Here is a 14737-nt window from a genome sequence, read left to right as displayed (position 1 = left end):
GGCCGTCGAGGTTGTCGTGGTCCTGCCGGGTCGTCTCGCTCACGATGGGTCAGCCGATCTTCACGTTCTTGTCGACGGTCGTCTGGTCGATGTCGGAGGTACGAATGGTCAGCTGGAGCTGCCAGTCGCCCGGCATCGGGATCTGCACGGCGTCCGCGCTCCAGTGTCCTGGCGCGAGGTGCTCGGGGGTGATCGGCAGCGGACCGATCTGCTGGGCCGTGAGGGTGAAGGCGGCCTTCACTTCGGGCACGTCCAGCGGCTGTCCGTCCGGGCCGTCGACGTAGATGTGCATCGCGTTGGCGCCGGAGCGGCCGGGGTCGAGGCTGAGCCGTACGGTCCCCTTGCCGTTCTCGCCGCCGGTGTCGAAGGGCAGCGTGAGGGCGATGGGGCCCTCGGCCGCGGGTGCGGTGGCGGCCGTGCCACCGGTCGCGCCGGCTTCCTGCTCGGCGGTACGGCCCGGCTCGGTGGAGGTCAGTACGGTCGTGACGGCGAGGAGCACCACGGCGACGCCGGCTTCGGCCAGTACGGAACGGCGCAGTCCGATTCGTCCCGGATCGGCGTCGCGGATCCGCTTCTGGCGAGCAGTCGCCAGTGCCGCTTTCTGCCGTGCGAGCTGGGTAGCTCTCTCACTGTCACCAACGACGGTCGTCGCCGCGGCGGTATCGGCCCCACTCCCAGTCTCCGATCCTGTCGCGGCCTCGGCCTCGGCCACCGTCTTCGTCTCTGCCTCTTTCTCTGTCTCTGCCTTGGCCTCCGTCTCCTCCTCAGCCCGCTGCCCCAGCCGTCCCGTCCACCGCCGCGAGAACCAAGCGATCCCGACCAGCACAGCGACGAGCCCGACCTTGACCAGAAGGAGCTGCCCATATGACGTGCCCCAGAGCGCCGACCACGATCCGACCTGACGCCAGGACTGGTAGAGCCCGGTCACGGCGAGTACCACGACGCTGATGAAGGCGATGCGCGAGAAGCGCCGCACCGCCGCGTTCTCCAGGGAGGGTGCCCGGTAGAGGGCGACGAGCAGCGCCGTGAGCCCGCCGAGCCAGGTCGCCACCGCCAGCAGATGCAGGACGTCCACCGGCATGGCGAGACCGGGCTGGATCCCGGTCGAGGCGTGCTCGGCGAGCGCCCACGTTCCGGCGATCCCGGCCGCGACGACCGTGCCGCCAATGGCGAGTCCGAAGGTGAGGTCCTTCCTCTCCTTCCTCTCCTCCTCGCTCTCCTCCTCATCCCGGTGCGTCTCCCGCTTGGCGTACGCGCCGAAGAGCACGGCGACGAACAGGGCGGCGGCGCCGAGCAGCAGCAGCCGGGAGACGAGTGCCGCTCCGGTCTTGGTGGCCAGGACGTCCCGGAGTCCGCCGAGGTCGAAGGCGTCGCCCAGTTCACCCGAACCGGTGTACGGGCTGCGCAGGAGCAGCAGGACGAGCGTGGCGGCGGTGAGGGTGAGCCAGCCCTGTACGACGAGCCGTTGCAGGGGACGAACGGACGCGCCGCGCGGCCAGCAGCCGAGCACGAAGGCCGCGCCGCCGACGAGGAGGATGAAACCGGCGTACGAGACGTAGCGCGCGATGTCGTAGAGGACGCCGACGAGTCCCCCGCCGGCTTCCTCGGCGGGCACGGTGGCCGTGGTCTTCGAAGGCGCTCCGATGGAGAAGGTGAAGGCGCCGGAGATGGGGTGGCTGTCGGCGGAAACGGCCTGCCAGGCCACGGTGTAGGTGCCGTCGGGCAGCCCCGCGTGGAGGCCGATGCCATAGGCGACGGTGTTGCCGCTGCTCAGGTCGCGGATCTTCCCGGTGTCGGCGCGCCTGCTGCTCGGATCGAGCACACGGATCGAGTTGTCGCCCATGGCGACCTGTTCGGAGAAGGTGAGGCTGATGTCCTTGGGAGCGGTGGCGACCACCGCCCCGTCCTCGGGAGTGCTCCCGGTCAGTGCGGCATGCGCCGACGCCGTGCCGGAGAGCACGGTGAAGACGGTGCCGAGAAGCACCGTGGTGACGAGCAGTAGCCGCACCAGCGGTGCGGATCCGAAGCGCGGGGCGGTGGCTGTCATGGTGTGTCAGTCCCTCATCGCTGGGCCGGGTTGTAGTTGATCTCCTTCACGGGAAGCTCGACCTTGATGGGGTCGGCCTTCTCGAAGTGCAGTTCAATGCCGATCTTCTGGCCCTGCTCCGGCTGCTGTTTGAGCCCCATGAACATGATGTGGTTGCCACCACGCGCGAGGTTCAGTTCGCCGCCGGCCGGGATGTCGAAGGAGTTCACCTTCCGCATTTTCTGGTTCTCGGTGCGGTGGATCGTGATGTCGTCGGAGATGTCGCTGGTGACCGACGTGAGCTTGTCGGCGACGCCACCGCTGTTGGTGACGACGAGGAAGCCCGCCGCGAGATCGCCGACGGGGCGCGGCATATAGCCCCCGCTGACCTTCAACTGAGGTGCGTTGTCCGCGGGGTTGGCGGATGAGTTGGACGAAGAGCCGGAAGTGGACGAGGAAGAGGAGGAAGCGGATGATGCCGAGGAGCAGCCCGCCAGCGCCAGCACGGCGGTCAGACCGATGGCGAGAGCGAGAGGGCCGCGGCGGCTCACGCGGCGGTTCACGGGGTCTCACCCTTGATGAGCTTCGGCAGGTCCTTGGCGTAGTCGTCCGAGGAGGCGTCCTCGCCATAGAGGACATACCCGCCGTCGGTCTTCGGTGAGAACGCGATGACCTGCGCGCCGTGCATCGAGACGACGGTGCCGTCCTTCTCCTTCTTGGGTGCGTCGATGCCGATGCCGAGCTGACGCGCGCCCGCCTGGATGGTGGGGAAGTCGCCGGTGAGCCCGACGAAGGACGGATCGCCCGCGCTGGCCAGCCACTTGCGGAGTTCGTCGGAGGTGTCCCGCTCCGGGTCGGTGGTGACGAAGACGACCTGGAGCTTGTCCTGGTCGGCCTTGGGCAGCGACTTACGGGCGATGGCGATATTGCTGATCGTTGTCGGGCAGACGTCGGGGCAGTTGGTGTAGCCGAAGTAGATGAGCGTCGGCTTGCCCTTGGTCGCCTCGCGGAAGTCGTACGACTCCCCCTTGGTGTCCTTCAGGACAAGGTTCGGCTTCTTGAACGGCGTGTCGAGCACGGTCGCGGCCTGGGTCTTCGGCTGGGCGGAGACATCGGCGACGGGCTTCGCGGAGTCGTCGCCACCACCGCCGCAGGCGGTCAGGGTGAGTGCCAGGGCCGCGACGAGGGCGGCGGCGGAAGCCACTGTCTTCTTGCGTGAGGTCACTGTGTTCGTGCGCATGGGGGTATTTCCTGGTCGTGGGGTACGGGCACCGGACACGCGGGCCGGGGGGTGTGCTTCCCGGCCCGCGTGTCCCGGGCGCCTCGGGTACGTGGTGGGTAGTGCCGTGGTGCGCGGGGGCCTCGGCGTGCGGGGCCGTAGCGCGTGAGGGGGAGCGTCAGGCCGTACGGCGCCGGCCGGCCAGCACGGCGAAGGTCACGCCGGCGATGCCGACGAGGATGCCGATGAGGCCGAGGGCACGGGCGGTCGTGTCACTGGTGTCGGCGGAGGCCGAGGCCGACTCGGCCTTCGCGTCGGCTCCGGCGGTGTGCTTCCCGTCCGCGGCGCCATGCTCGTCCTCGGTGGCCGCCGTGAGCTTCAGCACGGGCGCCGGGCTCAGAGGCTCCGTCCCGCCCTCCCTGGGCTCCTCGATCCAGCGGACGACTTCCTTGTTGTCGTACGTCTGGATCGCCTTGAACACCAGCTGGTCGGCGTCCTCGGGGAGTTGTCCGACGGAGAGGGGGAACTGCTGGAACTGGCCCGGACCGATCTTGCCGCCTTCCCCGGTCCAGGTGACCTTGGACACGGCCTCGGTGATGGTGTTGCCGTGCATCTCCAGCGGCTTGGCGAGCTTGGTCTTGGCGACGTCGATCTTCCAGCCGGGCACGGGCTGCGGAAGCACGGACGCCAGCGGGTGGTCGGCCGGGAAGCTCACCTCGACCTTGGTGGTGGAGGCGTTGTCGCGCTCGTTGGGGACCTTGAAGTTGATCGTCGCGTAACCGCCCTTGGCGGCCTCGCCCTGCGGCTGCACGCTCACATGCGCGGAGGCGGTGCCGGCCACCAGCAGAAGGGCGGTCGCGGCGATACCGCCGGCGACGGAGACGCGGGTGACGTTCTTTCCTGAGAACACAGAACACTCCACGGTGCGAAAGAAAAAGTGAAGACAGAGAGGTGATCGGACGGGGATGCCGCGGCGGCGGTGCGCGACGGCAGCGCGACCTCACCCCGGTCCGTGTCCGATGTCCATCGGCGCGCGGAAGCGCGGAGGGGTGTCGCGTCAGGCTGCGAGAGCGAATACGGCCGGAGGGCCGCGTCTGATCACCGTGTGCTGGAGCGTCTCACCGGCCGGTGGCGGGGGAGTGCGGTACGAGCCGTTCCGGCGGGCGCGTGGCCGCGGCGCGGGTACGCCGGGCAGCCCGGCGCGCAGGGCGCGTACGAGGGCGAGAGCGGCGCGCAGTGCACGCAGCGCCGCACTGTCGGTGACTTCACCGATGCCCTGCGTGGACAGTTGGGTGAGCCGGAGAAGCGCGAGATCCCCGCGGCGCAGCAGCCAGCCCGTCGCGAGGGCGGCGAGCAGATGCCCGAGCACCATGGGGAGGGAGGGCAGCAGCCCCTCGCCGGCGGCGGTGGCCGACGCGGCGGTCGAGGCCGCGGGGCCGAACGCGGACGCCATGTGCTGATGGGTGCCCGTCGTCGAACCCACCGGGCTGATCCCCGCGTTGGCGACGATCCGCTGTGCGTCGACCGCGCTGAGTGAGGCGGGTCCCGGTCCGCAGACCAGCTTCGCGGCCATTCTGATCAGTGCGTCGTCCGTGCCCACCGGCACCTTGGGGTGCTGCTGGCCGATGCCGAACAGGGTGTGCAGACCGAGCTGACCACCCATCAGGGCGATGACGATGGAGCCGGTCGAACGCGCGCGTCCGGCGAGCGGGGCGGTGACCGCGAACACTCCCAGGAAGCCGAGGAGCAGGGTCCACCAGGGGACCGGCGCACAGGCGGCCAGTACATGTCCCGTCGCCGACAGCACGACACAGACCGCGGTGAACACCGCGGCCCTCAGCAGCCGCGGCGCGGCTCCGGCGTACGTACGGACGGGTCTGGACATGGCCGGGTCATCATCGCACTGCGGCCCCGGGCGCCGTAGGGCAGGTCCGGAAGGTCACCCTCTGCCCGAACTCTTCCCCCTCCCCGCGGCATCACCGACCCGTCCCGGCCCTCTGTCCGTCCCCTACCCATCCCCCGTTCCCTCCCTCGTTCCCTCCCTGTTCCGGACACCGGGGCGCTCGGTTTCCATACACCGCGGTGCCCCGTGGACGCGTCCGCCGAATGAGGGTTATCACGTCACCCTCGTGCTTACGACCGGAGACGCGGGGCAATACGTATCGGTATGTCGAGCCTCGATATGTCGAGCGCCGGTATGTCGAGCCGCAGCCTGGAGGCTGGAGCATGAGCATCTGGTGGTCTCTCCACTTGCGGCGCGAAGCCGCGAGTGTTCCGCTCGCCCGCCGCCTTCTGCTCGGAGCCATGGACACCGCGGGTGTCGACCCGGACATCTCCTTCGACCTGTCGGTCGCGCTCAGCGAAGCCTGTGCGAACGCCGTTGAGCACGGCGGGGACGAAGGGTCCGGCGAGCCCCCCGGGGCGTACCGGGTGACCGCGTATCTCGACGGGGAGAGATGCCGTATCGAAGTGGCCGACTCGGGCCCCGGCTTTCCCGCCCGGCGGGTGGTGCAGCGTACGGCCCCCGCCCCCGCACCCGCGCTCACGGCCGAGAACGGCAGGGGCCTGGGGCTGATCGAGCAGCTCGCCGATCATGTGCAGTTCGGGAACCGGCCGGGGCACGGCGCGGTGGTCAGCTTCGACAAGATCCTGAAATGGCGCGAGGGCGCCCTGCTCAGAGCCATGTGAGCCCAGAGCCAAGACGCCCTCCACGGAAGCCGGACCGGGACCGGGCTCAGGCCTGCTTGAGCGCCGCCATCCAGGCCTCGACCTCGTCGGACCGGCGCGGCAGCGCGGCCGACAGGTTCCGGTTCCCGTCCTCCGTGACGAGGATGTCGTCCTCGATCCGGACGCCGATGCCGCGGTACTCCTCGGGCACGGTCAGATCGTCGGCCTGGAAGTAGAGCCCCGGCTCCACGGTGAGGCACATCCCCGGCTCCAGCGTCCCGTCCGCGTACGCCTCCCGGCGCGCGGCAGCGCAGTCGTGGACGTCCAGGCCGAGCATGTGGCCGGTGCCGTGCAGGGTCCAGCGGCGCTGGAGGCCCAGCTCCAGGACCTTCTCGACCGGCCCCTCCAGCAGCCCCCACTCGACGAGCTTCTCGGCGAGGACCCGCTGCGAGGCGTCGTGGAAGTCGCGGTACTTCGCGCCGGGCTTCACCGCCGCGATGCCGGCCTCCTGGGACTCGTACACCGCGTCGTAGATCTTCCGCTGGAGCTCGCTGTAGCGGCCGTTGATCGGCAGCGTGCGCGTGACGTCCGCGGTGTAGAGGGTGTGGGTCTCCACACCGGCGTCGAGCAGCAGCAGATCGCCGGGGCGTACGTCACCGTCGTTGCGTACCCAGTGCAGGGTGGTGGCGTGCGGTCCCGCCGCGCAGATCGAGCCGTAGCCGATGTCGTTGCCCTCGACGCGGGCACGCAGGAAGAACGTGCCCTCGATATAGCGCTCGCTGGTGGCCTCGGCCTTGTCGAGGATCTTCACGACGTCCTCGAAGCCCCGGACGGTGGAGTCCACGGCCTTCTGCAGCTCTCCGATCTCAAACGCGTCCTTCACGGCGCGTGCCTCGGAGAGGTGGACGCGCAGCTCCTCGTCGCGCTCGGCGGTGACCTTGTCGGTCAGCGCGGCCTCGATACCGGCGTCGTGTCCCCGGACGTTACGGACGGGGCCCGTGGCGTCCTTGAGGGCGGCGGGCAGTTCCCGTACGTCCTTGGCGGGGATACCGAGCAACTGCTCGGCCTCGGTGAGGGATTGCCGGCGGCCGACCCACAGCTCGCCCTGGCCGTCGAGCCAGAACTCGCCGTTCTCGCGGTTGGAGCGCGGCAGCAGATAGACAGTCGCGTCGTGCCCGTCCTGGCCGGCCTTCGGCTCCAGTACGAGGACGCCGTCCTGCGTCTGGTCGCCGGTGAGGTACGTGTACTCGGTGGAGGCGCGGAAGGCGTACTCGGTGTCGTTGGAGCGGGTCTTGAGGTTGCCCGCGGGGATCACCAGGCGCTCGCCGGGGAAGCGCGCGGAGAGCGCGGCGCGCCGGGCGGCGGTCTCGGAGGCCTGCGCGATCGGCTCCAGGCCGTGCAGTTCGGTGTCGGCCCAGCCCGACTTCATGTTCTCTGCGAGCTCATCGGACACGCCCGGGTACAGACCGTTCTTCCTCGGCTTGATGGCTTCTGCTGTTTCAGGGGTCTCCGGCTCCGGGGTCTCCGGTGTGAGCTCCTCAGCCACGTCTACTCCTCATACGACTACGGATCTGGACCATCTTTTCCATCGTATGTGTGAGCGCAGAAGAGCCCGGGTTCGCTGTGAGGAATCTGTCATGATCACTCAAAGCGGGCGGCGAGGAGTACGAAGTCCTCGGCCGGTTCCGCGAGGCCGGGCGTCGCGGTTTCGGCGGGCGGCAGGGCCCGCAGTACGTGATCGGCGACCGCTCCCGGATCGTCCCTGGCGGTCGCGGGGACACTCGCGGCGGCCGAGTGCAGCCGGGCGAAGGCCCGGTCCATGGGCTCGCCCGTACGGCGCAGCAGCCCGTCCGTATAGAGCAGCACCGTTTCTCCGGGCTCGGTCACCAGTTCCACGCTCGGCGCCTGCCAGCAGGACAGCATCCCGAGCGGCGCGGACAACGACGTCTCGACGAACTCGGTGCGCCGGTCCCCGACGACCAGCGGGGGCGCGTGTCCGGCTCCGGCCAGTACGAGCGTGCGCCGGGCGGGTTCGGCGTACGCGAAGAGCGCGGTGGCCGTACGCGCGGGCTCGGTCAGCCGCAGCAGCAGCTCCAGATCGGACAGGACGGCGATGGGGTCCTCGCCCTCCATCACGGCGTACGCCCGCAGAGCGGCGCGCAGGCGTCCCGTCGCGGCCAGCGCGCTGGGCCCGCAGCCGCTGACCGAGCCGACGGCGAGGCTGAGGGCGCCTTCGGGGAGCGGCAGCGCGTCGTACCAGTCGCCCCCGCCGCCCGCCGTGGTGCGGTGGCGCGCGGCGAGTCGTACGCCCGGCATCCGGGGCAGCCGGCCGGGCAGCAGCTCATGGGTGAGGGTGGTCACGTGGGCGCGGGCCCGTTCCAGCTCCAGCAGACGGGCGAGGTGTTCGCCGGCGTAACGGACGTAGAGACCGATCAGATGGCGCTGGCGTTCCGTCGGCTCGCCGGGGTTGTCGTACAACCAGACGGCGGCACCGAGCTTTGCGCGCTGAGGGGACTGAGCGGGCTGAGGGGGCTCGCCCGGAGGTGCCGTACGGGGATCGCTCCCGGCGCCACCGGCCAGCAGCGGTACGGCGTAACTGGCGCCCAGGCCGAGCCGCGCCGCCACCTCGCGCTGGCGCGGGTCCGTCTCCGTCGCCGTCCCCTCACCCGCACCCGTCCCCGCACCCGCTGTACCGCCATCCGTCTCGGCGAGCAGATCGGGGACAGCCACCGCTTCGGCTGGCCCGTCTGGTCCGTTGGGACCGTCTGGTCCGTCGGGACCGCCGAGGAGTCTGCCGTACGAGGTGGCGTGGCGCGGCACGGTCTCCAGATGGCCGAGATCGGCGTGGCTGAGTCCGAGCCCGAGCGTGGTGACGGGACCCAGACCGTCGGCCGGTTCGAAGAGGACCAGACCCCGCCGCGCGCCGACCAGGGCGGCGCCGGCGCGCAGCAGTTCATGGAGCGCGCCGTCCAGGGAACGGGTCCTGGCCAGGCATTCGGTGAGTTCATGGAGGGTCGTGAGATCGGAGACCCAGCCCGCCAGCCGGTCCTGGATCAGTGCGCCCGGCGCGGCCGGAAGGGCGTCGAGGGGCGAAGCAGTTTGCGTGGGGGCAGGGACCGTGGAGTCGATTCCAGCCACTTTCGGCATGTGCGGAGCGCTCATAGCAGCCGCCTTCCGAGACGGTGCATTTCACTCAATAGCATTGCAAACCCCCATGTCATTCTGCGCAGCTATCAATAGATCCACATCTACACGTACAGCTGATGTGATGTCCAGCATTGTCCTAGAGGAACGATGGGTGTCTGTGAGACGGTGAACTTGGCCAAAAAATGACCGTGGTGATGTGGTTTTGCGGTCGACTGAGGGCGCTCAACTGGGAGTCCTTCAGGGCTGAGTTCGAGTACGACCCGGGTGGAGCGTCATTCCGAACGTGATGGGTACGTAAACGGTGACGGACAGGGGCAGTTGGGACCGCCTCGGAACCTGCCGACGGGCTTGGGCGTCTTAACCGCCGTAGCCCGCGCCCATCCCCCGGAGTGGCGGGAAAAGTACAGCGGTACGGCAGCGGGACAGTAAGCGCCATGCGCACGCCACCCCTCGCCACGCGTTTAATGAAGACAGTCCGAGTTCGGTTCAGGGACGGTGCGACGCACCACGGACCGCGAAGGTCTGTCCATGCCTCGGGCAGGGGGCGGCCACGCGTCGAAATGTACGCACGGTGAAGTGATGCACACACATGGTGTCAGTGTCATGTGGACCTCGGCGTTCAACGGAAAGGAACGAGCGCTCATGCGCGAGATCCTCGGAAGGCGACGCAGGCTCCGGTTCCGGCGCAAGGGGAGGGCGGCGCAGCTCGACGCGGCGCTCACCTGCGCCACCGCGTGGAGATGGCCCGTACTGCCGGGCGCCGGACTCAAGTCGGCCGGCGGACGCGGGACGCGCGGCCACGGCTGCGCCTGCCCCGACCTCGAATGCGTCGTGCCCGGCGCGCACCCCTTCGATCCGGGGCTGCTCGCCGCGACCACCGACGAGCGGATGGTGCGCTGGTGGTGGGGCAACCGCCCCATGGCCCCGATCGTGCTGGCCACCGGCGGCAGCGCCCCGTGCGCGGTGAGCCTGCCCGCCGTCGCTGGCGCGCGTGCGCTGGTGGAGCTGGACCGGATGGGCATGCGGCTGGGGCCGGTTGTCGCGACCCCGACGCGCTGGTCGCTGCTGGTGGCCCCGTACAGCCTCGAACAACTCGGTGAGCTGCTCTACAGCAAGGACTGGGTGCCCAGTTCGCTGCGGTTCCACGGCGAGGGCGGCTATCTGGTGCTGCCACCGTCCGAGGCGGCCGGTGGACAGGTGCGCTGGGAGCGGGCGCCTCTGGAGGGTTCGGCGGCGCCCTGGCTGCCGGACGTGGAGGCGGTCGTGGACGCGCTCGTCGAGGCGAGTACGAGCGCGCCGGACGGCGGCAGCAGGCTCGCGTACTGACCTGACGGCCTAGGCCTGTCTTCAAAGTCCCGCCTGCCCGGCGGCGTCCGGTGTTCCGGTGCCGGCCGGCCGGTGTTGTTGACGGCTTTCCGCGCCCCGGTCCGGTGTCACACGGACCGGGGCGCGTTTACGCTCTGTCACTCGTACGGGTGCGAGTAGGGCCGAGTTGCGGGGGAATTGGGCGCGCGGGGTCCGTGGACGCCTCATTCCGTCGATATCTTCGGCCCACCGTCAGCAATTCCCCCGGCAGTGACAGGTGGGCCCCACCATGAATCTCCGCATGATCGGGCTCGCGGCCGTTGTGGTGTTCACCGCGCTGCTGCCGCTCGCCGCCTCCGCCGGCCCCGTGGACGGCCCACAGTCCGACGTGGAAGCGAGAGGTGGCGCGGCCGGGCTCCTTGCGGATGCGAAGACGGGACTCTCGACCGTGTCCGGAATTGATGGCTCCGGGACGGCTGGGGGCGTGGGGGACACGGGGAGCGCTCGGGGCACGAGGAACGCTGTGACGGCCGGTACGCGTGATACGGACCCCGTGGCACGTACGAGCGAGCGATGCGGGCCGGAAGTCGCCTCCCCTGAGGGGATCGAAGCGCAGACCTGCATCTTGACCACGGCGCGGGACAGGCCCGATACGTGGGCGCGTACGTACTACCGCAATAGGACGGGCGACGAACTGCTCGCCGTGCTGAGTCTGATGGGGCCGTACGGGCGGACCGTACAGACCCGGTGCCCGATCGAGGCCGGTGACGAACCGGCGATCTGCGAGACACCGCGCGAGCCGTCCCGGGGCGAACACACCGCGTACATGGCGGTGGCGGAGTTCTCCGCGTCCGCGAACAGTGCGAACGGAGGGAGCGGCGGGGGCGGCGGGAACGAGGGGAACGGCAGGAGCAGTGGGAACGGTGGGGAGATTGCGGGGAACGATGCGGAGATCGAGCCGTTGCTGCTGAGATCAGGGAGCAACTCCCCGGCCCCGGCGGCTCGTTGACACGCCGGGGGCGTCCGAGAACGCAGACGCCCGGTCGCTGGCGACGGGGGATGCACCAGCGACCGGGCTTCTAGAACGGTAACAAGAGATCGGCGGTTAGCAAATTCGATCCGGTGTATTCGGACAATGAATTACCTGCCGGTAGAGCAAGTTGTGACAGGTGTCACCGACTTCAGTGGAACGCGTCACACTCCGTTGGGGCTGTCAGCTCAGCGTCACCTGGCGGTTGGTGAGCCCGCCGCGCGCCCGGCGTTCGTCCCCGGTCAGCGGCGCGTCGACGGCGAGCGCCGCGGTGAGCCGCTCGGCGAACTCCGCCGCGGGCTTCTCGCACTCCTCCGCGCCCATCGAGCTCGGCAGGTCCCACACCGGCACCGTCAGCCCGTGCGCCCGGAAGGAGCCGACCAGCCGGGTGCCCTCACCAAGGCTTGATGTGCCCGCGGCGTGCAGCCGGGCGAGCGCGTCGAGCAGCTTCTCCTCGGGGTACGGCATGACCCAGCGGAGGTGGTTCTTCTCCGGTGTCTCGCACCAGTACGCGGCGTCCGTACCCGAGAGCAGCGCGGTGGGGATGGCGGCGGCGTTGGCGCGCTCCAGTGAGGCGGTCACCTCCGCCGAGGCGTTCTGCGCGTCCGGCACCCAGAACTCGAATCCGGAGTGGACGACCGGCGTGAAGGCGGCGTCGGGGTCGAGCAGGTCCTGGAGGCGCGGGCCGTCGGCGGGCACGCGCTGGGCGGCCACCGGGTTGCCGGGCTCCGCGGTCAGCGCACGCCGGAGCGTGTCGGCGAGATCGCGGCTCAGATCACCGGACGAGGTGTCGTTCTGGAGCGCGAGCAGTACGGAGCCGTCGTCGCGGCGCAGCGCCGGCCAGGCCATCGGCAGGACCGTCGCGAGCGTCACGGACGGAACTCCCTCGGGCAGTCCGTCCTTCAGGGTCAGCTCGGCGGTCGCGGCGGGCACCAGCTCGCGCAGCGCGACCCAGTCGCACTCACCGGCGAGGCCCTCGAAGGGGCGCTGGACCAGCTCGGTCACGGCGTGTGCGGCGGCCCGGCCGTGGCAGGCCTTGTAGCGACGGCCCGAACCGCACGGGCAGGGCTCACGGGCCCCCACTACCGGAACCGGTCCGTCCTTGAGCTGAGCCTTCGCGGCCTTCGTCTGGGGGCGCTTCTTGGCCATGGTGTGGCTTTCTCCCGGTAGCGGCGATGCGGTGTCGGCGCGAGCCTAGCCGTACGGGGATTGCCGGGGGCGCGCTGCCGTCGCGCGAACGGGCGAGACGGAGGATCGGAGAGGCGAAGAGTTGACGAAACCGCTCTCCGCGGTCCTCCCGTCAGCTCGCAGTTGGCCCCTGAGCCGGGCCTCAGACGGTCCTCCGCCAGTCTTCCGGCAGTCCTCCGCCGGGCCTTCGTCAGACCTTCGTCAGGTCATTCGTCAGGCAGTCCTCGGTCAGTCCTCGGTCAGTCCCGTCAGTCCCTGTCCTCCAAGACCTCCGCGAGATCCAGCCCGTCCAGACCGTTCAATCCGTCCAGCCCGTCCAGACCGTTCAAGCCCTCCAACGCGTCCAGCCCGTCCAGTTCCTCCAGGCCGTCGTGCCTCTCCGGACTCGGTCGAGGGGATGTGACGCGCGTAGCGAAATCGTCGCGGCGGTGCCCATCCGTAACGATGACCCACACCGTGACTTCTCCGGAGGCGCTGTCCCGTACCCCCCACTCCTGGGCGAGGGCCGTGATGATGTTGAGCCCGCGCCCGCCGCGCGCCGTGACCGAGGGGGTGGCGGGGATGGGCCGCGTAGGACCACCGCCGTCCGTCACCTCGACGGTCAGCCGGCCCGCCTTGTCGACGCGCCAGGCGGCACGTATGTCCCCGTCACCGATCTCCGTACGCCCCAGCGGTCTGCCGTGCCGACAGGCATTGCTGAGGAGTTCGGAAAGGATCAGTACGGCGTCGTCCACTACCGCGTCAGACATCCCGCTGCGCCTCAACTGCTCACGCATCCGATGTCGCGCCTCACCCACGCCCGCAGGGCCATGGGGCACGGCCATGCACGACGACGTGGGCACTTCCTGTGCCACCACAAACGCCACCCCCGAGACCTCCTTTGCCCCACGCCACGGTGTGGATGCCCCAATGGCCTGGACCGGAAACCGGCCAAGGGAAGGCCATTGACGCACTCGTGACGTTCGAACACGGAACGAACGCGCCGGTGCGCTCTTTGTCACTGTCCGTGAGCCGGAGTCAGGTGTGAGTCGGGAGATCTCAGGAAAGACGGCCCAGCTGGGACAGAACCTGTTTGGGGCGGTTGGTGATGATCGCCTCCACCCCGAGGCGCACACAGAGATCGACATCTTCCGGCTCATTCACCGTCCAGACATGGACACGGTGGCCCGCCCTGTGCAGTCGGGCGATATAGCCGGGGTGGTTACGGACGATCCGCATGCCGGGACCCGCGATCCTGGCCCCCGCGGGAAGCCGTCCGTCGCGCAGCCGGGGTGAGACGAACTGCATCAGATAGACGGTCGGCAGCTGGGGCGCGGCGGAGGCGATCCGGTGCAGCGAGCGCGCCGAGAAGCTCATGATCCGTACGGCCGACTCCCCGGGAACGGCTCCGCCCGGCGCGGACCGGCCCCGGAGGGGCTCGCCCGGCGGCAGGCCGCCCGGGGCGCGGCCGCCCCGCGTGGGGGCGCCGGGGGCCCGGCCGCCGCGCGTGGGGTCGTCCAGTCCGAACCGTTTCAGCAGCTGCAGCAGCCGCTCCTCCACCTGCCCGGCCCACCGGGTGGGGTGCTTGGTCTCGATGGCCAGCTGGATGGGGCGGTCGGCGTCCGCGACCAGTTCGAGCAGGCGCTCCAGCGTCAGTACGGAGGTGAACTCCGGGTCCCGCCAGTCCGGGCTCTCCTCGCTGTCCTTCCAGGAACCGAAGTCGAGGGTCGCGAGATCGGCGAGTTCCAGGGCGGAGACGGCGCCACGGCCGTTGGAGGTGCGGTTCACCCGCCGGTCGTGGACACAGACGAGATGGCCGTCGGCGGTGAGCCGTACATCGCACTCAAGCGCGTCGGCCCCGTCTTCGATGGCTTTCATGTACGCGGCCAGGGTGTGCTCGGGGGCGTCCTCCGAGGCTCCGCGGTGGGCGACGACCTGGATGCTGTGCTGGCGTGCTTGAGTCACCGCGTCATGGTGTCATCGTGAGGGGGTACGTGAGTGAACGGTTGGTGTCTGACGGCCGGTCGGTCCAGGTGTGTTCTTTTTGTCCGGAATAAAGGATGACGGGCAGACGCACAGGTCCTGCTTACAGTGGCCTGACGTGCTGTGGGAAAAGCTGACCGCAGACACTCACTTGCACATTTGCACAGCGGACTCTTGCCGAAGACGACGTGGA

General features: G+C 69.7%; 13 protein-coding genes. 3 read left to right on the top strand and 10 right to left on the bottom strand.

The genetic code is table 11. The annotated features are described in order from the left end of the window. Positions 1-49: 49 nt before the first annotated feature. The 5 genes from ACFRKB_RS16910 to ACFRKB_RS16890 all read right to left on the bottom strand — a co-directional run bounded on the left by ACFRKB_RS16910 (position 50) and on the right by ACFRKB_RS16890 (position 5130). A complete protein-coding gene (locus ACFRKB_RS16910) occupies positions 50-2047 on the bottom strand; it encodes a copper resistance protein CopC (RefSeq protein WP_383106594.1) in 1998 nt (665 codons plus the stop codon). Between the two features lie 14 nt (positions 2048-2061). Further along, entirely contained in the window at positions 2062-2589 is a 528-nt protein-coding gene (locus tag ACFRKB_RS16905) for a copper chaperone PCu(A)C (RefSeq protein WP_383106592.1), read from the bottom strand. After that, a complete protein-coding gene (locus ACFRKB_RS16900) occupies positions 2586-3266 on the bottom strand; it encodes an SCO family protein (RefSeq protein ID WP_383106591.1) in 681 nt (226 codons plus the stop codon). The genes ACFRKB_RS16905 and ACFRKB_RS16900 overlap by 4 nt, the downstream gene beginning before the upstream one ends. A gap of 157 nt (positions 3267-3423) precedes the next feature. Then, positions 3424-4155, bottom strand: coding sequence for a YcnI family copper-binding membrane protein (locus ACFRKB_RS16895; RefSeq protein WP_383106590.1), 732 nt, complete (start codon positions 4153-4155; stop codon positions 3424-3426). A gap of 147 nt (positions 4156-4302) precedes the next feature. Further along, complete coding sequence (locus ACFRKB_RS16890; protein WP_383106589.1) at positions 4303-5130, bottom strand: hypothetical protein; 828 nt, start codon at positions 5128-5130, stop codon at positions 4303-4305. A gap of 341 nt (positions 5131-5471) precedes the next feature. Between ACFRKB_RS16890 and ACFRKB_RS16885 the strand changes: the two genes are divergently transcribed. Further along, positions 5472-5933 carry an ATP-binding protein gene (locus ACFRKB_RS16885; RefSeq protein ID WP_383106587.1) on the top strand — a complete coding sequence of 154 codons (462 nt, stop codon included), beginning with the start codon at positions 5472-5474 and terminating at the stop codon, positions 5931-5933. Positions 5934-5979: 46 nt separating this feature from the next. Here ACFRKB_RS16885 and ACFRKB_RS16880 read toward each other — a convergent pair whose 3' ends face one another. Then, positions 5980-7458, bottom strand: coding sequence for an aminopeptidase P family protein (locus ACFRKB_RS16880; protein WP_383106586.1), 1479 nt, complete (start codon positions 7456-7458; stop codon positions 5980-5982). A gap of 95 nt (positions 7459-7553) precedes the next feature. Beyond that, positions 7554-9074: a PP2C family protein-serine/threonine phosphatase gene (locus ACFRKB_RS16875; protein ID WP_383106585.1), complete on the bottom strand. Its 1521-nt coding sequence runs from the start codon at positions 9072-9074 to the stop codon at positions 7554-7556. Positions 9075-9701: 627 nt separating this feature from the next. On the opposite strand from ACFRKB_RS16875, the gene ACFRKB_RS16870 reads away from it, so the two are divergent. After that, positions 9702-10385, top strand: coding sequence for a bifunctional DNA primase/polymerase (locus tag ACFRKB_RS16870; RefSeq protein WP_383106583.1), 684 nt, complete (start codon positions 9702-9704; stop codon positions 10383-10385). Between the two features lie 604 nt (positions 10386-10989). Then, positions 10990-11373 carry a hypothetical protein gene (locus ACFRKB_RS16865; protein ID WP_383106582.1) on the top strand — a complete coding sequence of 128 codons (384 nt, stop codon included), beginning with the start codon at positions 10990-10992 and terminating at the stop codon, positions 11371-11373. Between the two features lie 204 nt (positions 11374-11577). Here ACFRKB_RS16865 and ACFRKB_RS16860 read toward each other — a convergent pair whose 3' ends face one another. The 3 genes from ACFRKB_RS16860 to ACFRKB_RS16850 form a co-directional block, all read right to left on the bottom strand. Further along, positions 11578-12543 carry a DUF5926 family protein gene (locus ACFRKB_RS16860; RefSeq protein ID WP_383106581.1) on the bottom strand — a complete coding sequence of 322 codons (966 nt, stop codon included), beginning with the start codon at positions 12541-12543 and terminating at the stop codon, positions 11578-11580. Positions 12544-12830: 287 nt separating this feature from the next. Beyond that, complete coding sequence (locus tag ACFRKB_RS16855) at positions 12831-13535, bottom strand: ATP-binding protein (RefSeq protein ID WP_383106580.1); 705 nt, start codon at positions 13533-13535, stop codon at positions 12831-12833. Positions 13536-13620: 85 nt separating this feature from the next. After that, positions 13621-14526, bottom strand: coding sequence for a glycerophosphodiester phosphodiesterase (locus ACFRKB_RS16850; protein ID WP_383106578.1), 906 nt, complete (start codon positions 14524-14526; stop codon positions 13621-13623). Positions 14527-14737: the final 211 nt, after the last annotated feature.

Source organism: Streptomyces scopuliridis (genome assembly GCF_042790125.1).
In the GTDB taxonomy this organism is placed as follows: domain Bacteria; phylum Actinomycetota; class Actinomycetes; order Streptomycetales; family Streptomycetaceae; genus Streptomyces; species Streptomyces scopuliridis_A.
This window is presented reverse-complemented; position numbering and strand designations above follow the sequence as displayed.